The organism is Collinsella sp. CLA-ER-H4 (assembly GCF_040092395.1).
Taxonomy (GTDB): Bacteria; Actinomycetota; Coriobacteriia; order Coriobacteriales; family Coriobacteriaceae; genus Collinsella.
Window position 1 is genome coordinate 57,117 of the sequence record NZ_JBBNLQ010000009.1, and the last position, 25,855, is coordinate 82,971.

The following is a 25,855-nucleotide window of genomic DNA, read 5'->3' on the forward strand; positions in this document are numbered from 1 at the left end:
GGGTATACTGGGAATGTTTTGTGCTTCTGCGTGCCGGCGTGGCGCGTAGACAGTCCATGAATGTAAGGAGTAAACATGCCGTCAACCGTTTTGGTCGGTGCCCAGTGGGGCGATGAGGGCAAGGGTAAGATTTGCGACTTGGTCGCCGGCGACTTCGATGCCGTCGTGCGCTACTCGGGCGGCAACAACGCCGGTCACACCATCGTCGTCAACGGCAAGAAGTACGGCCTGCACCAGGTGCCCTCCGGCATCATGTATTCCGACCACGTGTCGGTGATCGGTAACGGCTGCGTCGTCAACCCCAAGGTTGTCCTTGAGGAGATTGACATGTTCGAGGCCGACGGCATCACCACCAAGAACCTCAAGATTAGCGGCAACGCGCATGTCATCATGCCGTACCACATCGATCTGGATGGCGCCTTTGAGCAGAAGCTCGGCAAGAAGAACATCGGTACCACCAAGCGCGGCATCGGTCCGTGCTATCAGGACAAGATGGCGCGCATTGGCCTGCGCATGCAGGACATGCTGGACGAGGCGCTGTTCCGCGACAAGCTGGAGACCGCTCTCGCCCGCGTGAACCCCGAGCTCGAGCTCATCTACAACCTGCCCACCTACACCGTGGACCAGATTTGCGACGAGTACCTGCCGATGGCCGAGCGCCTGCGCCCCTACATCACCGAGACGAGCCTGCTGCTCAACAACATGATCGATGAGGGCAAGGACCTGCTGTTTGAGGGCGCCCAGGCGACGCTACTCGACATCGACCACGGCACCTATCCGTACGTGACGTCTTCCAACTGCACCGCCGGCGGCGCCATCACCGGCTCCGGCGTCGGTATGAAGAACGTCAACCGCGTGCTGGGCGTCATGAAGGCCTATATCACCCGCGTCGGTTCGGGCCCCATGCCCACCGAGCTTTCCTATGAGTCCGAGGCCGGCCACACGCTGACCGAGGAGGGCTATGAGTACGGTGTGACCACCGGTCGCCGTCGTCGCTGCGGCTGGTTCGACGGCCCCATCGCCAACTACGCCTCGCGCGTCAACGGCCTCACCGACATCGCCATGACCAAGCTCGACGTGCTTTCGGCCTTCGACACCATCAAGGTGTGCGTGGCCTACGACGTCGATGGCGAGCGTTACACGAGCGTGCCCGAGCACCAGGTGCGCTTTGAGCATGCCAAGCCCATCTACGAGGAGCTTCCTGGCTGGAAGTGCGACATCACCGGTTGCCGCAGCTTTGACGAGCTGCCGCAGGAGGCTCAGGACTACGTGGCGTTTATCGAGGATCTGGCACACACCCGCGTGACGTTCATTGGCGTTGGCGCTGGTCGCGAGCAGATCATCAACCGATTCTGGAAGTAATCGGGACTATTTGGTTATTGCGATATACCCCTTTGCAGCCCGGACGGGCGGCCGAGGGGTATATTTGCTTGCAAAGGGCTCGCGCGGAGCGGGCCGTTCATCCATAGAGGAGGCACCCTTGAAGGCGGACACTCAAACCATCGACATCCTGTTGTTGGGCAGCGGCGGCCGTGAGCATGCTTTGGCAGCTAAGCTCGCAGCATCACCGCGCGCCGGCAAGCTCTACATCGCGCCGGGTAACGGCGGCACCGCGAGCTGCGGCGAGAACGTTGTTCTCGACGACTGCGATCCTGCGGCCGTGGCGGCGTTTGCACAGAGCCACGGATGCGGACTCGTGGTAATTGGCCCCGAGGCTCCGCTCGTGGCGGGCGTGGCCGACGCCGTGCGCGCGGCGGGTATTCCCTGCTTTGGCCCGGGTGCCGAGGGCGCCCAGATGGAGGGCTCCAAGCTGTTCTCCAAGCAGCTCATGGAGCGTGCGGGCATTCCGACGGCAGCCTATGGTTCGTTTACCGACGAGGCTTCGGCTCTCGCCTACGTGCGCGAGCAGGGCGCCCCGCTGGTCGTGAAGGCCGACGGCCTTGCCGCGGGCAAGGGCGTTATCGTGGCGACCGAACTTGAGCAGGCCGAGGAGGCCGTGCGCGAGTGCTTTGGCGGCACCTTTGGCGATGCCGGCAATACCGTGGTCATCGAGGAGATGCTCGTTGGTCCCGAGTGCTCGCTGCTGGCCTTTACCGACGGCAAGACCGTGCGCCCCATGGCCACCTCGCAGGACCACAAGCGTGCGCTCGAGGGCGACAAGGGCCCCAACACCGGTGGCATGGGCGTCTACAGCCCGGTGCCCATCGTGACCGATGAGGAGCACGCCACCATGGTGAAGGTCATGGAGCAGACCGTGGCCGAGCTCGCTGCCGAGGGTATCGACTACCGCGGCTGCCTGTACGGCGGCTTTATGCTCACGCCTGCCGGCCCCAAGGTGCTGGAGTTCAATGCCCGCTTTGGCGACCCCGAGACGCAGGTCGTTCTGCCGCGCCTTAAGAACGACCTGGTCGAGGTCATGCTCGCCTGCGCCAACTGCGAGCTCGATCAGATTGAACTCGACTGGCGCGACGAGTGGGCCGTGGCCGTTGTCCTGACGAGTGCGGGTTATCCCGGCAGCTACGAGAAAGGCAAGGTCATTACCGGTATCGCCGATGCCGAGGCCATGGAGAACGTGACCGTGTACCACGCGGGCACTGCCGTGGTGGACGGCCAGCTCGTGACCAATGGTGGCCGCGTGCTTGCCGTGACCGCGCTGGGCGATACGTTTGAGAACGCCCGCAACCTTGCCTACGAGGCCTGCGAGAAGATTGATTTTGAGGGCAAGACCCTGCGTCACGACATCGGCCTGCGCGCGCTGCGCGGCCGCGACGCCTGGGATGCCTAAAATCCGAGAGGAATGAGACGGATGGACGAGAAGAACGAAGAGCTCGTGGACGCGCAGATCGTCGAAGAGGACAGCCGCGTGTATGGGCACGCCGAGGGCGAGCCTGGTGGCGAGGTCGCTGACGAGCCGGCGCTGGTGCTGGGCAATGACGACCCGCACGATGCCGAGCTGCACGAGAAGATTCTTTCGGAGGAGTGCGCCTGGAAGGGCAAGATCCTCGACGTCCACCGTCTTGAGGTTGAGCTGCCCAACGGTCGCCGCAGCGCCCGCGATATCGTTCGCCATCCGGGTGCGGCGGCTGTTGTGGCACTGACCGAGAGCGGCAAGATCGTACTGGTGCGTCAGTACCGCACCGCCATCGACCGCGTGACGGTCGAGATTCCCGCCGGCAAGCTCGATCCAGGCGAGGACCCGCTCGATTGCGCCAAGCGCGAGCTGCATGAGGAGACGGGCTTTAGGGCTGGTCGCATTCGCTTTTTGACGTCGATTGTCACGTCCTGTGGTTTTTGCGATGAGATTATCCACATCTACTTGGCTACCAAGCTCGAGTTTGATGCGCCCAACCCCGATGATGACGAGTTTGTCAACGTGGACCTGGTGCCGCTGCATGAGCTGATCGACGCCGTACTCGACGGCAAGATCGAAGACGCCAAGACCGTCGTGGGCGCCTTGGCCTGCGACAGCATCGCACACCGCCTTGGGGGCACGGAGCTCTAGGTTACGCGGTTTTACCAAACCGCGTAACGAGTCGACGCTGCAAACGCCCCTAAGCGGCAATCTGCCTTTCAATCGTCGCTCGCGTACCGAAGTACGCGTCGCTCCTCTTTCAAGGCACCTTGCTCGCTTAGGGACGTTTTCGCTGACGTTGCTAGAACATCGGCGTTATGTTTGTTGGGACGCTTTGTTTTCAGCCCGACCGGCTCAACCGGATTTATCACGCTATTTATTTCTCTTCGAGGACTGCATGTTTAAGAGGTTTCTTTCGTATTACGAGCCCCAGATGGGGCTTTTTGTTGCTGATACTGTTTGTGCTCTGGTGCTTGCCGCCATTGACCTGGCGTTTCCCATTATCCTGCGCAATTTGACCGGTGGGCTGTTTACTCAGGGTCAGGCTGCCATTATGCAGGCGCTCGGCATGATCGCGGTGGGCTTGGTGCTGATGTATGCCGTCCGCTGCGCCTGCCGCTACTTTGTGAGCTATTGGGGCCACGTGATGGGCGCGCGCATGGAGTCCAAGATGCGCGAGGACCTGTTCGACCAGTATGAGCGCTTTAGCTTTGCGTACTTCGACCGCAACAGCTCGGGCGACATGATGAGCCGCGTGGTCAACGACCTGTTCGATATCTGCGAGGCGGCGCACCACGTGCCCGAGTGGATCATCATCTGCGGCATCGAGATCATCGGCTCGTTTGTGATCCTCTTTACCATCGCCCCGGTGCTGGCGCTTGCCATGGCCGTGGTGACGGCGGCGTTTGCGGTCATCATGTTTTGGCAGAACATGCGCATGCGCGAGGTCTTTAGCGACAACCGCAAAAAGATCAGCGGCATCAATGCGCAGCTGCAGGATTCGCTGGCGGGCATGCGTGTGGTCAAGAGCTTTGCCAATGAGGAGACCGAACGCTTCAAGTTCCGCGCCTCAAACAATCGCTATCTTTCGTCCAAGGAGAACATGTATCACGCCATGGGCGTCTATACCGCGACGTATGGCCTGCTCTCGGGTGTGCTCTATGTGATCGTGGTGCTGCTGGGCGGCTGGCTGGTCGCCCAGGGACAGCTGCAGGCGGTCGATATGGCGACCTTTGCACTCTATATTTCGCTGTTCTGCACGCCGCTCGAGACACTCGTCAATTCGGCCGAAACGTATCAGAAGGCTATCGCCGGCTTTAAACGTATGGACGAGGTGCTCTCGACCGCGCCGGATATCCAGGACAAGCCGGGCGCCACGGATCTGCAGGTGACCGCCGGCGCCGTGGAGTATCACGACGTGTGCTTTAACTACGAGGATGTCGAGCTGGGCGAGGGCGATGCCGACGAGCGTCCCGTTATCGACCATATGGATCTGTCCATCAAGCCCGGGCAGACCATCGCTTTGGTTGGCCCTTCGGGCGGCGGCAAGTCCACGACCTGTTCGCTGCTGCCGCGCTTTTATGACGTGGCTGCCGGCTCCATTAGCATCGACGGCCAGGACGTGCGTGATGTGACGCAGCAGAGCCTGCGTCGCGCCATCGGCCTGGTGCAGCAGGATGTCTATCTGTTTGACGGTACGATTGGCGAGAACATCGCCTACGGCAAGCCGGGCGCTACGGCGGAAGAGATCGCCGAGGCGGCCCGTCGCGCCAACATCGATGCCTTTATCGAGTCGCTTCCACAGGGCTATGACACGGTCGTGGGCGAGCGCGGCAGCCGTCTTTCGGGCGGACAGAAGCAGCGCGTTGCCATCGCGCGTGTGTTTCTCAAGAATCCCAAGATCCTTATTTTGGATGAGGCGACGAGTGCTTTGGATAACGAGAGCGAGGAGGCGGTGCAGGAGTCGCTCGAAGAGCTGGCACGCGGCCGCACCACGATTATCATCGCCCACCGTCTCTCGACCATTAAACACGCCGATGAGATTGCGACCGTTGAGCATGGTCGCGTTGTGGAGCGTGGCACGCACGAGGAGCTTCTCGCCCGTGGCGGCACCTATGCCCGTTACTATCGAATGCAGTTCGAAGGTGCGCGTGCGCACGAGCTCGACTGATTGATATGACAGGAAGTTTATGGCTGACAAGAACCCTTTGACTCCGGAAGAAGTGACGGAGTTATTCTCCGAAATCGATGCATCCGGCGTCTTGGATCCTACGCTTGCCAAAAAGCGTACCGAGCGCATGCGTGAGAAGGAGGCTGCGGCCAAGCGCGGTGACAAAGCGGCGCTAGCGCAGCTGCGCAGCGATGACCGCGCGAGCCAGGCAAAACATATCGACCCGCTGTCCGAGGACGATCCTTCGGGCTCGCAGGTGAGCCATACCATTACGAAGACCGCGATGGCCGTGGTCATCGGTATTTTGGTGCTGATCGTGGGCATGCAGATTGGCTACGGCGTGATGCGTCGTCTGAACACCGCCAACCTGTCCGAGAGCGTTTCGGTCGATACCGTTTCGACGGCGCTGAAGGGTGGACTTGAATGGGGCAACGGCTTTACGCAGTTCCCGCTCGACTTCACCGTCGATGAAGCCGATGAACGCACGGGCACGGTCGAGGTGACGGTGTTGGACACATCGTCTGCCAACGAGCTCGAGCTGCTGTCCAACGGGCAGATTCAGGCCGCGGCGCTTGCGACCAACGCGTTGCTCAACGATAAGATCGACCGCGTGGTGTATAACGTTCACGCCTATATCGACGAGGATAGCAACATTCAGCACGATTCCTTCTTTGGCATGTTCCCCGCGCGCGGCCACCAGAGCGCCATTTTGACGTTCGTGTGGAACAAGAGCTCATCCAACGCCACGAGTATCGACTGGAAGATGCGCATCGTGAGTATGGATGACACCATCGCCGAGCGCATTCAGAAGCAGGTGAACTCGGTGTCGTCGTTGATTGAGGACCCGGTGGTGAGCCAGACCAAGATTGACGAGGAAAAGGTCGAACGTGACCTGGAGCATCGTCTGCATGGCCGCGAGATTTTCCGCGGCGGCAAGCCCGACCGAACACCGTCCGAACTGCTGGAGCAGGACAAGAAAAAGTAAGAGGCCATCATCCCGCGTGAGCCACAAGCCCACGCGGGATGATTTTTCTGGGACGGGGATTAAAAAATCATTATGCATAGAAAGTCATAATTATCATTTCGTAAACATTTCGATGAAATTAACGCCATGAGGCATGCTTGCGGTTACAATACCGCGAGGCCTAACCACATACCTTTAAGCCGGTCCTGTGAGACCGGGAAGGAGAATTATGGCGAACAACCATACCGCGGGCACTGCCGCCCGCACCTTCGCGCCCAGCGAACTTTGCCAGCGTATGCTGGCCAAAACCAGCAAGGGCACCTGCGGTCCCTGCATCCTGTATCTTGAGGATGGGACCATTTTTTATGGACGTGCATGCGGCGCCGAGGGCACCGCGACCGGCGAAGTCTGCTTCAACACCTCGCTCGAGGGCTACTTTGAGGTCATGACCGACCCGAGTTATGCCGGCCAAATCGTAACCATGACCTATCCGCAGATCGGCAACTACGGTATCGACGAGACCGACGTCCAGTCGGCCTTCCCCGGCGACGCCGTGCGCCCTGCGAGCGCTCCGGCCATGCGCGGCATGATCGTTCGCGACATGTGCGCCACGCCTTCTAACTGGCGCTCGGCCGTCAGCGTGCCGGAGTACCTGCGCGCTCGCGGCATCGTCGCTATCGAGGGTGTCGACACCCGCGCTCTGGTGCGCCATCTGCGCGACAATGGTTCCAAGATGGGCATTATCTCGACTGAGATCTTCGACGTTGACGAGCTTGCCGAACGTCTGGCCGCAGCGCCTACACTGGTGGGCGAGAATTTGGTCAAGACCGTGAGCTGCCCCGCGCCTCACGAGTTTGTGGCCGCCGACCTGCCTGCCACGCATGACTTTGCACTTGCTGCTGCCGCTCCTGCCCGTCACAAAGTGGTCGCCTACGACTGCGGTGTGAAGCGCGGCATTCTGGAGGGCCTGGTCCGCGCCGGCTGCGACCTTACCGTCGTGCCGTGGGATACGCCAGCTCAGCAGGTGCTCGACATGAATCCCGACGGCGTCTTTTTGTCCAATGGCCCCGGCGACCCCGACGCCGTGGTGGAGACCTACGAGCAGGTGCAGCAGCTGATCGGCAAGGTGCCGGTCTTTGGCATTTGCCTGGGTCATCAGATGATCAGTCTGGCCTGTGGCGCCCAGATGGAAAAGCTTAAGTTCGGTCACCGCGGTGGCAACCAGCCGGTCATGAACCTGGTGAGCCGTCGCGTGGAGATCACCGCGCAAAACCATGGCTTTGGCCTGCTATTCCCCAGCTTGGGCAAGCTTGTCCCCGAGCTTTCCGGCGGCGAGATCGAACATGCGGCCGATGGAGACCTGCGCGTTTGGGTGCGCCGCGGAATCGCGCCAGTCGTGATGAACGAGCGCTTCGGCCGCATTCGCCTGACACATGTGAACCTCAACGACGGCACCGCCGAGGGCATCCAGCTGCTCGACGCCCCGTGCTTCTCGGTCCAGTACCACCCCGAGGCCTCGCCTGGCCCCACCGATGCCCACTATCTCTTTACCGCCTTTATGCGACTCATGGACGGCGAGGAGAACTACCTGGATATCGACACCGCGAAGGACCGCCTGGCTGGCTGGAATTTTGCCGAGACCGCCGCGACCGAGACTGAGACCGAGGAGAACTAACATGCCTAAACGTACTGACATCAAGCGCATCCTCGTCATTGGTTCGGGCCCCATCGTTATCGGTCAGGCCTGCGAGTTTGACTACTCCGGCGCACAGGCCTGCAAGGTGCTCAAGGAGGATGGCTTTGAGGTCATCCTGGTCAACTCCAACCCGGCGACCATCATGACCGACCCGGGTCTTGCCGACCGCACCTATGTCGAGCCCATCACCGCCGAGTTTATCGAGCGCGTGATCAAGAAAGAGCACCCGGAAGCGCTGCTGCCCACGCTGGGCGGCCAGACCGGTCTGAACGCCGCTGTCGAGCTGGCGAAAGACGGTACGCTCGACAAGTACGGCGTCGAGATGATCGGCTGCGACCTGGCCGCTATCGAGCGCGGCGAGGACCGCAAGCTCTTTAACGAGGCCATGGCCGAGATTGGCCTGGAGGCCGCGCGCTCGGGCTATGCCTACAGCGTGGCCGACGCCGAGGCCATCGCCGAGCGCGTGGGCTATCCCTGCGTACTGCGCCCGAGCTTTACCCTCGGCGGCGCCGGCGGCGGCATCGCTCACACCCACGAGGAGCTCGTCTCCATCGTGAGCCAGGGCCTGGAACTCTCGCCCGCCCACGAGGTGCTGGTCGAGGAGTCCATCGAGGGTTGGAAAGAGTACGAGATGGAGGTCATGCGTGACCACGCCGGCAACGGCATCATCGTGTGCTCCATCGAGAATCTCGACCCCATGGGCGTGCATACCGGCGACTCCATCACCGTGGCGCCGGCGCAGACGCTCTCCGACCTTGAGTATCAGCGCATGCGTGTCGCCTCGCTCGCCATCTTGGAGAAGATCGGCGTTGAGACCGGTGGCTCCAACGTGCAGTTTGCCGTGAATCCCAACACCGGCCGCCTGATCGTCATCGAGATGAACCCGCGCGTGAGCCGTTCGTCCGCCCTCGCTTCCAAGGCCACGGGTTTCCCCATTGCCAAGGCCGCCGCGCGCCTGGCTGTGGGCTACACGCTCGACGAGATCGTCAACGACATCACCAAGGCTACGCCCGCCTGCTTTGAGCCCACGATCGACTACTGTGTGGTCAAGGTGCCGCGCTTTGCCTTCGAGAAGTTCAAGGGTACCGACCCCACGCTCACCACGCGCATGAAGGCCGTGGGCGAGATTATGGCGATCGGCCGCACCTTTGAGGAGGCCTTTGGCAAGGCTATGCGCTCGCTGGAGGATGGCCACCAGGGCATTTGCGCCGGTGGCAAAGAGGGTGCCGATAAGCTGAGCGACGACGAGCTTGCTCAGGCCGTGGCAACCCCGACCGAGCATCGCATCTTCTTTGTGGTCGAGGCCCTACGCCGTGGCTGGGACATCGCTCGCATCCATGCCATCTGCGGTATCGATCCGTGGTACCTCAACCGTATCAACGATATGGTGCAGGTCCAGGAGAGCATCCGCGACCTGCGTGTGGAGGATATCGACGCCGACGCGATGCGCCTGCTCAAGCAGTACGGCACGAGCGATGCCGAGATTGCCGCGCTGACCGGCTCGGACGAGCGCTTTGTGCGCGCCTATCGCAAGGGTCTGGGCGTGGTTCCCAGCATGAAGACGGTCGATACCTGCGCTGCGGAGTTCTCGAGCGCCACGGAGTACCACTACAAGACGTACGAGAACATCTACCGCACGAGCCCGGATGCCAAGAAGTGCGTGGCTCCCGACGAGACCACGCCGGCGGACAAGCCCAAGGCGATGATCCTGGGCGCCGGCCCCAACCGCATTGGCCAGGGTATCGAGTTCGATTACTGCTGTGTGCACGCGAGCTATGCGCTGGCGGCCCGCGGCTTCGAGACCATCATGGTCAACTGCAACCCCGAGACCGTTTCGACCGACTACGACACGTCCGACCGCCTGTACTTTGAGCCGCTCACCTACGAGGACGTCATGGACGTTATCGACGTTGAGCGCCCCGATGGCGTCGTGGTGACGCTTGGCGGCCAGACCCCGCTTAAGCTGGCGCGCATGCTCGAGGAGAGCGGCGTGAACATCATGGGCACCAAGCCCGATGCCATCGACTTTGCCGAGGACCGCGAGCGCTTCGCCGCTCTGCTCGACAAGCTGGGCATCATGTACCCGCCGGCGGGCCAGGCCACCTCGTTTGAGGAGGCCGAGGCCGTTGCCGCGCACATCGGCTACCCGCTGCTGGTGCGTCCGAGCTACGTGCTGGGCGGCCGCGGCATGATGATCGCCTACGATGCCGAGCATCTGCGCGATTACATGGCCGAGGCTGCGCGCATTAGCCCCGACTACCCGGTGTATCTGGACCGCTTCTTGGAGGGCGCGATCGAGTCCGATGTCGACGCCCTGTGCGATGGCGAAGAGGTCTACATCGGCGGCATTCTGGAGCATATCGAGGAGGCCGGTATTCACTCCGGCGACTCTGCGACCTGCATCCCGCCGTTCAGCTTTAGCGAGAGCCTGCAGGCAAAGCTTCGCGAGACCACGCGCCGCATCGCGATGGCGCTGGGCGTACGCGGCCTGGTCAACGTGCAGTACGCCATCAAGGGCGAGACCGTTTACGTGATCGAGGCCAACCCGCGTGCCAGCCGCACCGTGCCGTTTATCTCCAAGGCCACCGGCGTGCCGCTGGCCAAGTGCGCGGCGCGTATCATGGCGGGCGATTCCATCGCAAGCCTGGGCCTGCCGAGCGACGAGCGTCAGCTGGACTGGTTCTGCATGAAGGAAGCCGTTATGCCCTGGGGCCGTTTCCCGGGCGCCGACGTTATCCTGGGGCCCGAGATGAAGTCGACGGGCGAGGTCATGGGTATCGCCAAGAGCTATCCCGAGGCATACGCCAAGACGCAACTGGCGATTGACTACAAGCTGCCCGACCCGAGCGCCGGCAAGGTGTTCATCAGCGTGTGCGACCGTGACAAGCGTCATATCCTTTCGGTCGCCCGTATCCTGCGCTACCTGGGCTTTGATATCTGCTCCACCGAGGGCACGGCGCGCGTGCTGCGTGGAGGCAACGTGACGTGCGAGGTCGTGGAAAAGATTAGCGGCCCGCACGACGGCGAGCGTCCCAACATTGGTGACCTCATCGCCGATGGCAAGATTGCGGTAATCATCAACACGCCGTATGGTCCGGGCTCGCGTGGCGATGGCTACCTGCTACGTACCGAGGCCGTACGCCGCGGTGTGACCTGCGTGACGGCGATGTCTGCCGCCAACACATACGTGAGTGCCATCGAGGCCGTGCGCGAGGACCAGCAGGGTCACGGCAGCGCCAACGACATGGGCATGGACGTCATCGCCCTGCAGGACCTGCCGCAGCACACGGTGTAGTGTGACCTGGCCGGCCGGGGCGGGAGGGGCCGAGATTTCCCCCTTTCGCTCCGGCTGCAAGCAGAGTCGCTCAGGAGGAAACTCGGCCCCTCCCGCCCCGGCCTGCGGTGACTTAGCTGCACCGTGTGCTGCCGAAGGGGCTTTGCGCGATGACTAGGGCTGAATAAAAAGTGAGCGTGGGCTCCTTCGTTCATTCGAACGAAGGAGCCCACATTTTAAATTTCAGCCAACGTACGTCATGGCAATCCCCGGTAGGTCGAGGGTGCCCCGCGGCGGTCTGGTGTTTTCATCTGAACGACTTTGCGAAGCAACCGGAGTGAAGATGAAAACACCAGACCGCCGCGGGGCACCCGCAGACCGCAGGGACGGGAGCAGCTATACTACTCTCAGTAGTTAAGGGTCGCGGATCCGCCGCGTCACCGCTCTCAACAGGAGGTCTTTGTTTATGGCAGATCAAAAGCCGGTTGTCGGGATCATCATGGGCTCCAAGTCCGATCTGGGCGTTATGGAAGGCTGCACCGCCGAGCTCGAGGCGCTCGGTGTGCCCTATGAGCTTGTCATTGCGAGCGCACACCGCACACCGGCGAAGGTCCACGAGTGGGCTTCGACTGCCGCCGATCGCGGTATCAAAGTGATTATCGCCGCCGCCGGCAAGGCCGCTCACCTGGGTGGTGTCGTGGCTGCCTTTACGCCGCTGCCGGTCATCGGCGTGCCTATGAAGACGAGTGACCTGGGCGGCATGGATTCGCTGCTGTCGATGGTGCAGATGCCTTCGGGTGTGCCCGTGGCCTGCGTTGCCATCAACGGTGCCAAGAACGCCGCCATTTACGCCACGCAGATTCTGGGTGCATGCGACCCCGAGTACCGCAAGGTTATCGAGAAGATGAAGCAGGAGATGGCCGACGCCTAGGCGTTCCGCCGTTTCACCGCAGTATAAGGAGAGCCATGTCCGACTATCAGGGAAAACGATTCAAGGCTTCTCAGATTCCCGATCCGTCGAAGCCGGGTGCTGCCCGTGCGGCACAGCAGGGTCGGACATCCTCTCCTCAGCAGCAGCGCGCGTCGCGTCCCGTGACACCGGCGACGCATCGTCGACATGACGCGCCGGCCGCATATCGTCCTTCGTCTTATAGCACCGCTAAGAAACCGCCCCGGTCTTCATCGCATGCCGTGCCGTCGGATTACACCGAGCCGCCGCGCAAAAAGCGCCGCTCCATTATTCCCATTCTGCTCATCATCATCGGCATCGGCCTGATTGTTGCCGCCGCTGCCATCTTTATCAATGCGCAGATCGGTTACAAGCAGGCGAGCGAGTCGTACCAAAAGATCGAAAAGCAATATGCGCCCGCTAAGGACGCCAGCGGCGTGCCGATTATCGATTTCAATGCTCTTGCCCAGACAAATCCCGAGGTCGTCGGTTGGATTTACGCACCGGGCACCAACATTAACTATCCCGTAGTGCAGGCTACTGATAATTCCAAGTACCTCAACACGTTGTTCGATGGCACGTCCAACGCATCGGGTGCCATCTTCTTGGATTACGAGGACGCTGCGCCCGGCATGGTGGATCAGCAGACTACGATCTACGGACACCATATGAACGACGGGTCGATGTTCAACGTGATTTCGGACACCACTGATCAGGCGACGTTCGACAGCATTGAGTTTGTGTATTACATCACACGGGATGCTACGTATAAGCTGCGACCACTGGCGACCAAAGTTGTCGAGGACACGTATGCCAAGGCGCGCACGCGCAATTTTGAGGGCGACGACGGGCTCAAGAACTACCTGTCCGAGATGCTCGACGGTGCCTCTGCCGTGGCGAGCGATGCCACCGATCGTGCTGCTTCGGCAACCAAGGTCGTAACGCTTGTGACCTGTCGTTCGTTATCGCTGAGCAACACGCGTGCTGTCATGGTGCTCACGCCGGTCGAGGAATAAGTTGTTCGAGAGTAGCTAAAAAGCCCCGTTCCAAATTGGCTACTCGACGACGGTAAGGGAGAAATGATGCTCGAGAATGGCAAAACGATGCCTTCGGTTGATGCTTGGCTGCGCGAGGCCAAGGCCGATTCGTCGGCACCTGCGTGCGGTATGTATCTGACACATAACGGTGTGGTGCGCGCGACGCCCAAGGCCGAGGCACGCGGTGTCGAGACCGATGGCGTGGCGCCGGGCCACAAGGTGGGCGGCATGGTGTTTGGCTACGACGCCAGCAAGGTACAGGCCGCCATCGAGGCGACGCGCGCGATGCCGGGTATCGGCTATGTGCGCGTGTGGCTGGCAAGCGGTGAGCTTGCCGTAGGTGACGACATCATGCTCGTGCTCATCGGCGGGGACATTCGCCCGCATGTGGTCGATGCGCTGCAGGCGCTCGTTGGCACCATCAAGAACGAATGCGTGAGTGAGGTCGAGCGCGAGGCGTAGAGGCTTGCGTCGATAGAAGACTCGTTTATAAAAATGCCCGCCGGTACGTGTGATACCGGCGGGCATTTTGCGTTTTGGGCGCGGTTGGCGCTACACGCGCGTCGCATCCTTGGGGCTCATGGTCATGCTCTGGAAGCGATTCTCCATAAAGTCATTATCGAAATACTTGCCGTAGAACTGCGCAACGGGAATATCCGGTTCCGTGCCGTTGACGCGCTGATACCAATAATCGAGCGACTGCAGCGTCATAACGCCATCGACCAGCATAATGATGGTGAAGATGACGGTAGCCGAGTAGCGGCTCTTCCACGGAATCATGTTGATGAGCTTGAGCAGCCTCGGCAGCAGCAGCTTGATCCAGATGAGGCCGCCCAGGCCCCACAGACAGGCGAAGCCCGTGCAGGTGCGTCCGCCCGTGAGGACCACGAGCGGGTCGGGCATACCGAACAGCGTTATGTGCGAGTAGCTCCACGAGACCACGCCAAACGCGGTCTGCATAAACCAGCCCACGAACACCTCAAAGCTGGCGCCGAGCAGGGCGCTCACCAGGAAAATGATGATGGGGTTCTTTTTATAGAAGCGGTTGAGCACCATGGTCATGAGCACGGCACCAAAGCCGTAGATGGGGCTGAAGGGGCCAAACAGCATACCGGCGCGGTCCTGGTAGACACCCGGATCGTTGACGGTCATATGCCAGATATCCTCCAGGACCAGGCCGAGTATGCAGCAGACAAAGAATACCCAGAACAGGTTGAAGTAGTTGAGCTTGATGTAGCCTTCGCCGGTTTCATCGCGCCCGAGCATGCCCTCGGCGGCGGCGTCGCGGTCGAGCATCTCCTGCAGGCGGCGCTGCAGCTCGCGCTCCTGGCGCAGCGTGGGGTCGACGGTGGCCGAAAGTGCGACGAGGATGCCGAGCTGGATGGCAGGGCGCAGCAAGAAGGGCCCGATGCCCTGGAGCATCACGTCAACCAAAAGCTCGACGACGGTAAACGCGATAAGGATATAGGACAGACGGGCGGCATTGCGACGCTGGTTCTTGATGAGGTCTAGGCCAAAGATGATCAAGATGACAGCACTGGCAGCCGAGAGCATGATGCCGGCGACGATAAGGCCGACCGCGACGAGCGTGTTGTCGCCGAGCTTGGCGGCGGCGTTGCCGTTGATGAGCGCGGTGATGACCTGCCACATAAAGGCGCCGACCGAAGGGAGCGTGCCCACGCCGGACAGGATGCACAGGACGGCGTACACCTTAATGATGAGGGGGATCTTCTTGACCTCCGTGGCGCTGGGGACGCTGGGGTCGAGTTCGTTTCGATCCATACATAACCTTTCTCGTTTTGCTGTAGGTACAAGGATACGCCGCCGACCTGCCAAAAGACAGGACGAACGTCCCAATTGCAACAATGCAAGCCCCAACGGCGGGCGAGACACGTCGCAACGGAAGTATGCGGGATCGTCGGCCCCGAGGCGGTTGCCCAATAAAATGTTTGGCTGCAAAACGGATTATAAGCTCGGTGGGCTTTTAAAAAGCGCTGTTCATGCGCGGGAGTGCTTGTCTTGCCGTGCGTATAATAGGGCAGGTAACGCCAAATAACGAGGCTCTGAGGGGATGCCATGTCTCAAGAAACCATCCGCGCGGCCGAGCGTGCCGCGGGACAGGTGAAGACCATGTCGACGTATGATCCGGACTCCGACCAGCTGCATGAGGAATGCGGCATTTTTGGTGTGTGGGCACCCGATCGCGATGTGGCTCGACTGACGTACTTTGGTCTGCGCGCGCTGCAGCATCGCGGCCAGGAATCGGCGGGAATCGCCGTGGGTGATGGCGGCACGGTTATGGTTCGCAAAGACCTGGGACTGCTCGATCGCGTGTTCTCCAACGCCGACCTGTCGACGCTCTCCGGCCAGCTGGCCGTGGGCCACGTGCGCTATGGCACCGCCGGTGCCAAGAGCTGGGAAGCCTCGCAGCCGCATCTTTCTACCATCAACAGCGTCATTATCGCGCTTGCTCACAACGGCACTCTGGTCAACACCGACGAGCTGCGCCGCCAGCTGATCGAGCTGGGCGTGCCGTTCCTCTCCAATTCGGATTCCGAGGTCGCGACCAAGCTTATCGGCTACTTTACCCAGCGTACAGGCCATCTGCGCGAGGGCATTCGCAAGACCATGGAGCTCGTGCGCGGCGGCTACGCCATGACGCTCATTAACGAGCAGGCGCTCTACGCATTCCGCGATCCGCACGGCATTCGCCCGCTCGTGCTGGGCAAGCTGGTGGACGAGGGTCTGGACCAGGCCGATGCCGCATCCGTTTCGCAGCTGCCGTCGCAGGACGGCGCCGCGACGGTCGACGCCACCACCCATGTCACCCGCGCCGGCGGCTGGGTCGTTGCTTCCGAGACCTGCGCACTCGACATCGTGGGCGCCGAGTACGTCCGTGACGTCCGTCCCGGCGAGATCTTGCGCATCAGCGCCGAGGGTCTGGTATCCGAGCAGGGCGTGCCTGCCGCCGAAGAGCCCGCAAACTGCATCTTTGAGCAGGTCTACTTTGCTCGCCCCGATTCCATCATGAACGGCAAGAGCGTCTATGCCTGCCGTTACGACATGGGCCGTCAGCTGGCACATGAGGAGCCCGTCGAGGCCGACCTGGTCATCGGCGTGCCCGATTCCGGCCTGCCGCCCGCGGAGGGGTATTCGCACGAGAGCGGTATCCCCTTTGGCGAGGGCCTCATCAAGAACCGTTACGTGGGCCGTACGTTTATCGAGCCTACGCAGGAGTTGCGCGCCATGGGCGTGCGCATGAAGCTTAACCCGCTGCGCGACAACATCGAGGGCAAGCGCCTGGTCGTCATCGACGACTCCATCGTGCGCGGCACCACCATGGTGCAGCTCGTCAAGATGCTGCGCAACGCTGGCGCCAAGGAGATTCATATCCGCATCAACTCGCCCGAGGTCATCTGGCCATGCTTCTACGGTATCGATACCGACGTGCAGTCGCAGCTTATCAGCGCCAACAAGACGGTCGACGAGATTTGCGAGTATATCGGCGCCGATTCGCTGGCCTTCCTTTCGGTCGAGGGCCTGCTCAAAGTCATGCCCAAAGGCGGTTACTGCGATGCGTGCTTTACCGGCCGCTACCCCGTGGCGATTCCCGAGAGCTTTGGCCGCGACAAGTTCATGGAGGGCTTTAAGCCCCGCAACCTGGACAAGCCGCTGCACTTTGATGACGACGCCGTGGTCGAGAAATACGACGACCGCAGCTGGGAAGAGAAGCACGGCGAGGCCTAAAACCTGTCATGTAGGGACAGGTTTATTTTGGCAGGTTTTATCTGCTGTTTTGTTGATACTACGGCGCGCGCCGCTGCGGTGTGCGCCGATATGAACGCAACTATGAGCACCGTTTGGCGCCCGGGCGGCGGACGGTAGTGGGAGAGGAAGGCTCAGATGAGCGACAGCAAACATATGACGTATGAGGATGCCGGCGTCGATACCGCCGAGGGCGGCCGCGCCGTCGACGCTATTAAGCAAATGGTTAAGGACACCAACCGTCCCGAGGTCATCGGCGGCATCGGTGGCTTTGGTGGCCTGTTCTCGGCCGCCGCGCTTAAGGATATGGAAGACCCGATTCTGATTAGCGGTACCGACGGCGTGGGCACCAAGCTCGTGCTCGCCCAGATTATGGACCGTCACGAGACGGTGGGCCAGGACCTGGTTGCTATGTGCGTCAACGACATTTTGGCTTCGGGCGCCGAGCCGCTGTTCTTCCTGGACTACGTTGCCATCGGTCACATCGAGGCCGGGCACATGGCAAAGATCATCAAGGGCGTGGCCGATGGCTGTAAGCTCGCGGGCTGCGCGCTCGTGGGCGGTGAGATGGCCGAGCACCCCGGCGTCATGGCTCCGGCCGACTACGACCTTGCCGGCTTTACCGTGGGCGTCGTCGACCGTCCCAAGATGCTCGACCCCGCAAACGTCCGCCCGGGCGATGTGATCCTGGGCCTGCCTTCCACCGGCGTGCACTCCAACGGCTACTCGCTCGTGCGCAAGGTCATCGGCGTCGACGGCATTAAGCCGGGCACGCCCGAGGCCGCCGCTAAGGCGGAGGAGCTGAGCCGTCCGCTCGAGGAGCTCGGCGGTGCTTCGCTGGCAGACGCCCTGCTGGCTCCCACGCGCATCTACGTCAAGCCGATTCTGGAGCTGCTGCGCGGCGGCGCCAACGTGCACGCTATCGCCCACATCACTGGCGGCGGTATTACCGAGAACCTCAACCGCGCGCTTGCCGACGACGTCGACGCCGTGGTCACCCGCAACGGCGCCGAGGTGGGTTGGGACGTTCCGCCCGTCATCACCTACGTGTCGCGCCAGGCCGAGCTCGCGCCCAACGAGGCATGCAAGACCTTCAACATGGGCGTTGGCCTGTGCCTGATCGTCGCCCCCGAGGACGAGGCTGCCGTGACCGAGGCCCTGGTCGCGCTGGGCGAGAAGCCGTTCCGCGTGGGCGAGTGCGTCGAGGGCTCCGGTAAGGTCGTGTACTCCGATGAGCGCTAACGAGCAGATGGCTGCTGCCGCGAGCCTGGGCTTTGTGCCCTACACCCGTCCGACCGGCACCGATACGGCCGAGCCGCTCAAGATCGGTGTGCTCATCAGCGGTTCGGGTACCAACCTGCAGGCGCTGATCGATCTGATCGCTGCCGGCAAACTCAACGCTTCGATTGAGCTTGTGGTGTCGAGCCGTCCTTCGGCTAAGGGTTTGCAGCGCGCTGAGCGCGCGGGCATCCAGACGCTTACGCTGTCCAAGGATGTCTATGCCGACCCCATCGCCGCCGACGAGATCATCGCGCACGAGCTGCTCGAGCGCGGCTGCGAATATGTGGTCATGGCCGGTTACATGCGCATGGTGCACACGCCGCTGCTGGCGGCGTTTCCCAACCGCGTGGTCAACTTGCATCCGGCACTGCTGCCGAGCTTTACCGGCGCGCATGCGATCGACGATGCCTTTGCGCGCGGCGTCAAGGTAACCGGTGTGACCGTGCACTTTGCCAACGAGATCTACGACAACGGCCCCATCATCGCCCAGCGCGCGCTGGCTGTTGAGGAGGGCTGGGACGTCGACACGCTCGAGGAGCACATCCACGCGATTGAGCACGTGCTGTATCCCGAGGTCGTGCAGATGCTCGCCGACGGCCGCGTCCACGTGCTGGAGAGCGGCAAGGTCGCAATTGACGCGCCTCGCGGCTAGCGGCGCACAGTACAATTTAGCCGAGTAGTCAGGGTGGTCATTGGCGCCAAGGCGCGCGTGGCCACCTTTTGTTTTGGGTAGTCATCGGGAACGGGCTTTAACGACTGGTCATTCAAGAACGTCGCAGGTGACTAGATGAGAGAGGTGAGCGCATGGCGGATAACGAAGCGCTGTTTACGTCTGAGCTGGTGTTTTTTGATTGGGAGTGTGCGACGCCGGATGAGGTGTTCGCGCGGCTCGAGGGCGAGCTTGCACCACGTGGCTACATTGCATCCGGTTGGCTCGACGCCGTTCGCACGCGCGAGGATGCCTATCCCACGGGTCTTGCCATGCCGGCGGCAAACATTGCCATTCCGCATACCGATCCGGGGTTTGTGGCCAAGCCCTATATCGCGGTGGTGAAGCCCGCCGCGCCCGTGACATTTAACGCTATGGCTGGCATGGGCGCTCCGGTGCCGGCGCAGATCGTCATCAATCTGGGCATCGCAGAGCCGGGCGGTCAGGTCGAGGCCCTGCAGGCGCTCATGAACATCTTTATGGACGCCGATGCCGCAGCCGACGTGCTCGGCCAAACCACGCCGCAGGGCATGGTCGACGCCATCCGCCGCCACTTCTAAGGTGGGGCTGAGTCGGCACTTGGGGACGTTCCTTTTCTGCCGGCAGTAAGGGACAGTCCCCAAGTGCCGGCACATAAAGAACGTCCCCAAGTGCCAAGTGCCGCATCTGTCCCCTTTGCACCAAAATGGTGCAGATTAACCTGTCCCCAATGCACCAAGCGTGCCGCGGGGGCCGCGTTGTGACACAATGGCGTTTGTTCGATTCGTTATGCGAAAGGCCAACTATGGCAAATAAGAAAAAGAACCCCGCACCCGAGCCGACGCTCGAGCAGCAGGCTCGCGTCGCCTCTAGCTCTCGCAAGAAGCAGCGCAAGACGTACGTGTCTAAGACCGTTAAGATCGTTCTGGTGGTCATCGGCGTGCTGGCGATGCTGCTTTCCGTCTCGGCGATGGCGTGCTCCGGCCTTATGTCGCAGGCCGAGGACACCTCGGGCTACAAGCTGACCGGCGGTGTTGCTGCTACTATCAACGGCACCAACCTCACCGAGGACACCGTGACCAAGCAGATCATGAGCATGCGCACGTCCTACGGTTACACCAAGGACAAGGACTGGGCACAGTACCTGGTCGACAACGACCTCACGCCCAAGAAGTACCGCAAGCAGCTTATCGACTCCTACACGCAACAGATTCTGCTTCAGCAGGCACAGAAGGAGAACGGCGTGACGGTGTCGGACGAGGAGGTCGAGAAGGCATGGAAGGACGCGTGCAAGAGCGCGGGCGGTGCCAAGGCCTTTAAGAAGACCCTCAAGACCTACGGCTATACCGAGGACACCTACAAGGATTCGCTCAAGGAGAGCCTGGCGCAGCAGAAACTCAAGGATGCCGTGGCGCCCACCAGCAAGCCCAAGGACAGCGAGATCGTCGATTACATCAACGAGAATCTGTCTAACTACAACGATGCTCGCCGCTCGTCGAACATCCTGATCAAGGTTGATTCCGACGCCTCCGACGAGGACAAGGCTGCCGCCAAGGCCAAGGCGCAGGAGTGCCTGGACAAGATCAACTCCGGTGAGCTGAGCTTTGAGGACGCCGTTGAACAGTACTCCGAGGACACCGGTTCCAAGGAGAAGAAGGGCGATGTGGGCTGGGATAAGCTCACCACCTTTGTTGACAGCTACCAGACGGCGCTCGAGGGGCTCAACAAGGGCGACGTGAGCGGAGTCGTCGAGTCGACCTATGGTTACCACATCATCAAGTGCACCGACTACTTCCATGTCGATAATCAGGTCGATGACATCAACCAGGTGCCCAAGGCCATCAAGAAGTACGTCTCCAATGTGGTGAAGACGCAAGCGGCCAGCACTGCGTACAGCGAGTGGCTGGAGCAGTACAAGAAGGATGCCGACATCACCGTCAACCCCATGCCCAAGGACGTGCCGTACAACGTCAGCCTGAAGGGCGTCACCAAGAGTTCGACCGACGATTCGTCGACGACTGAGTAATCATGGGGCGGCGCTCGTGCGAGTGCCGTCCGCACTATTGAGGAGGATTTGCAGATGACCAACGAAGAGCTGCAGAAGGAAATGATTGCGGCCATGAAGGCCAAGGACAAGGTTCGCCTGTCCATCATTCGCCAGGTTAAGGCCGAGGTGAAGAACATCGAGGTCAACGAGCGCCGCGATGTGACCGAGGAAGACGTCAACAGCATGATCAAGCGTCTGATCAAGCAGACGAGCGAGACACTGGAGATGTCCATCAAGGCCGGCACCGACCAGGAGCGTACCGACAACCTGACCGAGCAGGTCAAGATTCTGGAAAGCCTGCTGCCCGCGCAGGTTTCGGGCGAGGAGCTCGAGGCCCTGGTCGAGCAGGTTATCGCCGAGCTGGGTGCCACGTCCAAGAAGCAGATGGGCCAGGTCATGGGTGCACTCGGCAAGGCCACCGGCGGCAACTTCGATAAGCCGGCCGCAGCAAAGATCGTCGGCGCAAAGCTGGCTTAAGGGCCGAGCGGTACATAGTTGATGTTGAGGGGGCGTGGCCGTCATGGTCGCGCCCCTTTTTGCTGGCCGGGCACTCATTGGGGACAGGCTTAAATGAGTACCCAATGAGCGGGCACTCATTTAAGCCTGTCCCCAATGAGTGCCGACGAGCAGGTGGAAGGTTGCGGGTTCTTTACGGGAATGTAGTGTGGGCTGCGAAAACGTGGTTCTTTCCGTACAATAGTTCAACTCGTGTAAACGCAGGGAAGGGACATTCATGGCAGACATGATCGAGATCAAGCATCTCAACAAGTACTTTGGCGATCTGCATGTGCTCAAAGATATCAATCTCACCGTCAAGCGCGGCGAGAAGCTCGTAATGATCGGGCCTTCCGGTTCGGGTAAGTCGACGCTCATCCGTTGCGTCGATTATCTGGAGGAGCCCACGTCGGGCGAGGTCGTCATCGACGGTACGCCGCTCACCAAAAAGAACCACCTGGAGATGGCTCGCAAGTATAGTTCCATGGTGTTCCAGCAGTTCAACCTGTATCCCAACATGACGGTGCTGGGCAACCTGACGCTCGCGCCCATCAAGCTACAAAAGAAGAGCAAGGAGGAGGCGACCGAGATCGCTATCGCCGCGCTCAAGCGTGTCGGCATGGCGCATAAGGCCGGCGAGTATCCGCAGAATCTCTCGGGCGGTCAGCAGCAGCGCATCGCCATCGCCCGTGCCCTGTGCACCAAGCAGCCCATCATCCTGTTTGATGAGCCGACCTCGGCACTCGACCCCGAGATGGTCCAGGAAGTTCTGGACGTCATGATCGAGCTCGCGCAGGAGGACATCACCATGATCTGCGTGACGCATGAGATGGGCTTTGCGCGCCAGGTGGCCGACCGCGTCATCTTTATGGAGGACGGCCGCATTCTGGAGGAGGGCACGCCCGAGCACTTCTTCGATAACCCCGAGAACCCGCGCTGTCGCGAGTTCCTGTCCAAGATTCTGCACTAGGCGCGGTGATGGACATGACGGATATGACGAGGGAGGCCGTGTCGCGCCGTCACTTTTTGCAGCTGGCTGGCGCCAGCATGCTTGCGCTGACGGCGACCGCGCTTACCGGTTGCGGCAACTCCACCAGCGGCGAGGGCTCCGACAAGGGGTCCAAGCTTGCGGCCATCAAATCGCGTGGCCATCTGAATGCCGGCGTTAAGAAGGACGTTCCCGGCTACGGCTATTACGACACCGCCAAGGGCCGCTTTGAGGGCATGGAAGTCGATTTGTGCTACCAGATCGCTGCTGCCGTCTTTGGCGTGAGCTACAAGGAGGCCCGCGCCCAGGAGCTTGTCGAGTTTACTGACGTAACGCCCAAGACGCGCGGCCCGCTGATCGATAACGGCCAACTTGACGTGGTCGCGGCGACCTACACCATCACCGACGAGCGCAAGAAGAGCTGGGATTTCTCGACGCCGTACCGCACCGACTACGTGGGACTCATGGTCAAGAAGCGTTCGGGCTTTACCTCGATTGAGGACCTGGACGGCAAGGTCATTGGCGTAAGCCAGGGTGCCACCACGCAGGGCCTGATCGAGCAGATGATCAAGGACAACGGCTTTAGCTGCAAGCCCGAGTTTAGGGCCTTTAGCGGCTACCCCATCATCAAGAGTTCGCTCGACGCCGGCAATATCGACGTCTTTGCCATGGACCGCTCCACGCTGGCCGGCTATATGAACGAGACCGTTGAGCTGCTGCAGCCCGAGGTCAAGTTTGGCGAGCAGGGCTACGGCGTGGCGACCAAGAAGGGCTGCGACCTTTCGGCCGTGGTCGATCGGGTGATTTGCAACCGCCTAGCCGACGGCTGGCTCGACCAAGAGGTCAAGACCTGGGGTCTTGTATAGGCGCATCGTCCAAGGAAGGAATCAAATGCTCGAAGGATTATTTGACGCCGACCGTTGGTCGACGACATTTCAAAACATGGGGCCCTTCTGGGAGGGCTTTGGCGTGACACTGCAGGTGGTCGTTGCCGGCCTGCTGTTGTCGCTGGTGCTGGGCACGCTGCTGGGCGTGTTCTCTACCACTCGCTCGCGCGTGCTGCGCGCCATAAGCCGCGTGTACGTGGAGTTTTACCAGAACACCCCGTTGCCCGTGCAGGTGCTCTTTATGTACATGGCCGGTCCGCAGTTTTTGCAGGCCATAACCGGTGCCGACCAGCCGGTGCGCATCGCGCCGTTCGTGCTGGGCTTCTTGGGTGTGGGTCTGTATCACGCGGCCTACATCTCGGAGGTCATCCGCACTGGTATCGAGGCGGTTCCGCGCGGTCAGATGGAGGCGGCCCAGAGCCAGGGCTTCACCCGTGCGCAGGCATACTGGTACATCGTGCTGCCCCAGACGTTCAAGATCATTCTGCCGCCGCTGTGTAACCAGGCGCTCAACCTGGTCAAGAACACGTCGGTGCTGGCACTTGTGGCCGGCGGCGACCTTATGTACCGTTCCGACAACTTTGTGAGTCTGTACGGTTACCTGCAGGGATACATCGTCTGCTGCCTTATGTACTTCATCATCTGCTTTCCGCTCGCCATGCTGGTGCAGTGGCTCGAGCGCCGCTCCAAGGAGCGTCCGCGCGGCGTGAGTCTGGCCGAGCTGGGGCTCGACAACGTAGAGGAGGCCTAGCGCATGGAAATCTTCAACGCGACCAACCTGCTCTACATTTGGGGCGGCTTTGTTAAGACGATCGAGATCTCGGCGCTGTCGATCTTTTTCTCGCTGATCTTTGGCACGGTACTGGCGCTCGTTAAGAGCTATGCGCCCCGCCCGTTCCGTATTTTGGTAAGCGCCTATATCGAGCTGTTCCGTTGCACGCCAAACCTGCTGTGGATCCTGTTTATCTACTTTACGGTGCAGGGTTTGGACATTGTGATTTCGACCATCGCCTTTACGCTGTTTACCAGCGCCGTTATGGCCGAGATTGTGCGCGGCGGCCTCAACTCGATTCCGCGCGGCCAGTTTGAGGCGGCGCAGAGCCAGGGTTTTGGCTTCTTTGCCACCATGCGCTACATCATTCTGCCGCAGACATTTAAGACGATCATTCCGGCGCTGTTTAGCCAGTGCACGACCGTCATTAAGGACAGCTCGTATCTTTCGGGCATTAACGTGGCCGAGCTCATGTACACGGCAAACGTCGTGATGGCCCACGCGATCGACCTGTCGCAGGTGCTTATGCTCTACGGCCTGGTGTTTGCGATGTACTTTGTGCTCAACTTTGGTATCTCGCTGCTGGTCCGAGCGTATCAGCGCCGCATCGTGGCAGCGTAGAATGTGACAAAGGGACTGTCCCTTTGTCACATAGAGAAAGGAATCGCGATGAGCGATCTGGAGAATAAGAAGAATCCTGTGGTCATTACCATCGCGCGCGACTTTGGCGCCGAGGGCCACGAGATTGGTCGCATGCTTGCCGACGAGTTGGGGATTCCGCTGTACGATAACGAGCTGCTGGTACGTGCGTCGCTGCGCGCGGGCGAGTCGCTCGATAAGATGGCCGCCTATGACGAACGTCTGGCCGTTGAGAACATGGCGTTTCTGCCCGACCGCTACGATGCGCGTTCGTACTCGGATAAGTTGTTCCAAAAGATGAGCCAGGTGATTTTGGATTTGGGCGAGACCGAGAGCTGCATTATCGAAGGCCGCCTGTCCGATTATCTGCTTCGCAACAACCCCAACCACATTGCCGTGTTGGTGACCGCTCCCTTTGAGGACCGCGTCGAGATCGTGCGCAAGAAGCGTGGCCTTAACAAAAAGAAGGGCGCCAAGCTGGTCAAACAGCAGCAGAAGGCGCGCGAGGCGTTCTATAAGCGCTACAGTGCCGGCAAATGGAAGATGACGAGCGGTAAGGATATCGTAGTCAACCGCGCCAAGCTGGGCCGCGAAGGCTGCAAGGACGTCATCGCCGCGGCCTACCGCTACAAGGTGGCCCAACTCGAAGGCTAACCGACCAAAACCACCACAAGGGGGACAGTGAACTGCCTCCCATTTCTTGGACATCGGGAAATGGGAGGTTTGGAGTGGGTATGATGAATTGGACACCTAGTTAAGAGCGAAAGGTGTTCAAGATGACCCAAAGAAGAAAGCGATACGACAGGCAGTTCAAGGTCTCGGCGGCAAAGGTGGTCCTGTCCGGGGAAATG

22 protein-coding genes are annotated in these 25,855 nt (G+C 60.9%); 21 read left to right on the plus strand and 1 reads right to left on the minus strand.

The features are described from left to right. Positions 1–75 precede the first annotated feature (75 nt). From AAAX34_RS07040 to AAAX34_RS07085, 10 genes are all read left to right on the plus strand, one after another. The gene (locus tag AAAX34_RS07040; RefSeq protein ID WP_195239980.1) at positions 76–1,362 is read left to right on the plus strand and encodes an adenylosuccinate synthase; all 1,287 of its coding nucleotides are present in this window, start codon (positions 76–78) and stop codon (positions 1,360–1,362) included. Positions 1,363–1,480: 118 nt separating this feature from the next. Further along, positions 1,481–2,785 carry a phosphoribosylamine--glycine ligase gene (purD, locus tag AAAX34_RS07045; protein WP_161160905.1) on the plus strand — a complete coding sequence of 435 codons (1,305 nt, stop codon included), beginning with the start codon at positions 1,481–1,483 and terminating at the stop codon, positions 2,783–2,785. Between the two features lie 21 nt (positions 2,786–2,806). Then, entirely contained in the window at positions 2,807–3,502 is a 696-nt protein-coding gene (locus AAAX34_RS07050) for an NUDIX hydrolase (RefSeq protein WP_349110589.1), read from the plus strand. Between the two features lie 247 nt (positions 3,503–3,749). Continuing rightward, positions 3,750–5,522 carry an ABC transporter ATP-binding protein gene (locus AAAX34_RS07055; RefSeq protein ID WP_227790604.1) on the plus strand — a complete coding sequence of 591 codons (1,773 nt, stop codon included), beginning with the start codon at positions 3,750–3,752 and terminating at the stop codon, positions 5,520–5,522. Positions 5,523–5,541: 19 nt separating this feature from the next. Further along, entirely contained in the window at positions 5,542–6,507 is a 966-nt protein-coding gene (locus AAAX34_RS07060; protein ID WP_349110591.1) for a hypothetical protein, read from the plus strand. 208 nt (positions 6,508–6,715) lie between these two features. Beyond that, positions 6,716–8,161, plus strand: a complete 1,446-nt coding sequence (carA, locus tag AAAX34_RS07065; protein WP_349110593.1) for a glutamine-hydrolyzing carbamoyl-phosphate synthase small subunit — start codon at positions 6,716–6,718, stop codon at positions 8,159–8,161. Between the two features lies 1 nt (position 8,162). Continuing rightward, a complete protein-coding gene (gene carB / locus AAAX34_RS07070; RefSeq protein WP_349110594.1) occupies positions 8,163–11,477 on the plus strand; it encodes a carbamoyl-phosphate synthase large subunit in 3,315 nt (1,104 codons plus the stop codon). Between the two features lie 445 nt (positions 11,478–11,922). Beyond that, positions 11,923–12,387, plus strand: coding sequence for a 5-(carboxyamino)imidazole ribonucleotide mutase (purE, locus tag AAAX34_RS07075; protein WP_006235810.1), 465 nt, complete (start codon positions 11,923–11,925; stop codon positions 12,385–12,387). 35 nt (positions 12,388–12,422) lie between these two features. Next, positions 12,423–13,421, plus strand: coding sequence for a class B sortase (locus AAAX34_RS07080; RefSeq protein WP_349110595.1), 999 nt, complete (start codon positions 12,423–12,425; stop codon positions 13,419–13,421). 66 nt (positions 13,422–13,487) lie between these two features. Then, positions 13,488–13,904, plus strand: a complete 417-nt coding sequence (locus AAAX34_RS07085; protein WP_230318606.1) for a molybdenum cofactor biosynthesis protein MoaE — start codon at positions 13,488–13,490, stop codon at positions 13,902–13,904. A 90-nt stretch (positions 13,905–13,994) separates the two neighbouring features. Here the strand turns inward: AAAX34_RS07085 and AAAX34_RS07090 are convergent, their stop codons facing one another. Next, positions 13,995–15,224 carry a putative ABC transporter permease gene (locus AAAX34_RS07090; RefSeq protein WP_349110596.1) on the minus strand — a complete coding sequence of 410 codons (1,230 nt, stop codon included), beginning with the start codon at positions 15,222–15,224 and terminating at the stop codon, positions 13,995–13,997. Between the two features lie 294 nt (positions 15,225–15,518). Between AAAX34_RS07090 and AAAX34_RS07095 the strand changes: the two genes are divergently transcribed. The 11 genes from AAAX34_RS07095 to AAAX34_RS07145 all read left to right on the plus strand — a co-directional run bounded on the left by AAAX34_RS07095 (position 15,519) and on the right by AAAX34_RS07145 (position 25,658). Continuing rightward, positions 15,519–17,189: an amidophosphoribosyltransferase gene (locus tag AAAX34_RS07095; protein WP_271737781.1), complete on the plus strand. Its 1,671-nt coding sequence runs from the start codon at positions 15,519–15,521 to the stop codon at positions 17,187–17,189. Between the two features lie 156 nt (positions 17,190–17,345). Continuing rightward, positions 17,346–18,449 (plus strand): phosphoribosylformylglycinamidine cyclo-ligase, encoded by a 1,104-nt coding sequence (purM, locus tag AAAX34_RS07100; protein WP_349110597.1) that lies wholly within the window; start codon positions 17,346–17,348, stop codon positions 18,447–18,449. Further along, on the plus strand, positions 18,439–19,140 hold the full coding sequence (purN, locus tag AAAX34_RS07105) for a phosphoribosylglycinamide formyltransferase (protein WP_006235804.1): 702 nt from the start codon (positions 18,439–18,441) through the stop codon (positions 19,138–19,140). The genes purM and purN overlap by 11 nt, the downstream gene beginning before the upstream one ends. Before the next feature lie 152 nt (positions 19,141–19,292). Further along, the gene (locus AAAX34_RS07110) at positions 19,293–19,757 is read left to right on the plus strand and encodes a PTS sugar transporter subunit IIA (RefSeq protein WP_006235803.1); all 465 of its coding nucleotides are present in this window, start codon (positions 19,293–19,295) and stop codon (positions 19,755–19,757) included. A 224-nt stretch (positions 19,758–19,981) separates the two neighbouring features. Next, the gene (locus AAAX34_RS07115) at positions 19,982–21,202 is read left to right on the plus strand and encodes a peptidylprolyl isomerase (RefSeq protein ID WP_349110598.1); all 1,221 of its coding nucleotides are present in this window, start codon (positions 19,982–19,984) and stop codon (positions 21,200–21,202) included. Between the two features lie 54 nt (positions 21,203–21,256). Beyond that, complete coding sequence (locus AAAX34_RS07120) at positions 21,257–21,700, plus strand: GatB/YqeY domain-containing protein (protein ID WP_349110599.1); 444 nt, start codon at positions 21,257–21,259, stop codon at positions 21,698–21,700. A gap of 256 nt (positions 21,701–21,956) precedes the next feature. After that, positions 21,957–22,688 carry an amino acid ABC transporter ATP-binding protein gene (locus AAAX34_RS07125; protein ID WP_022094215.1) on the plus strand — a complete coding sequence of 244 codons (732 nt, stop codon included), beginning with the start codon at positions 21,957–21,959 and terminating at the stop codon, positions 22,686–22,688. A gap of 8 nt (positions 22,689–22,696) precedes the next feature. Next, positions 22,697–23,572 carry a transporter substrate-binding domain-containing protein gene (locus AAAX34_RS07130; protein WP_271746727.1) on the plus strand — a complete coding sequence of 292 codons (876 nt, stop codon included), beginning with the start codon at positions 22,697–22,699 and terminating at the stop codon, positions 23,570–23,572. Between the two features lie 25 nt (positions 23,573–23,597). Further along, entirely contained in the window at positions 23,598–24,344 is a 747-nt protein-coding gene (locus AAAX34_RS07135) for an amino acid ABC transporter permease (RefSeq protein WP_035136546.1), read from the plus strand. 3 nt (positions 24,345–24,347) lie between these two features. After that, entirely contained in the window at positions 24,348–24,986 is a 639-nt protein-coding gene (locus tag AAAX34_RS07140; protein ID WP_055285379.1) for an amino acid ABC transporter permease, read from the plus strand. Between the two features lie 48 nt (positions 24,987–25,034). Continuing rightward, positions 25,035–25,658, plus strand: a complete 624-nt coding sequence (locus tag AAAX34_RS07145; RefSeq protein WP_055251542.1) for a cytidylate kinase-like family protein — start codon at positions 25,035–25,037, stop codon at positions 25,656–25,658. Positions 25,659–25,855: the final 197 nt, after the last annotated feature.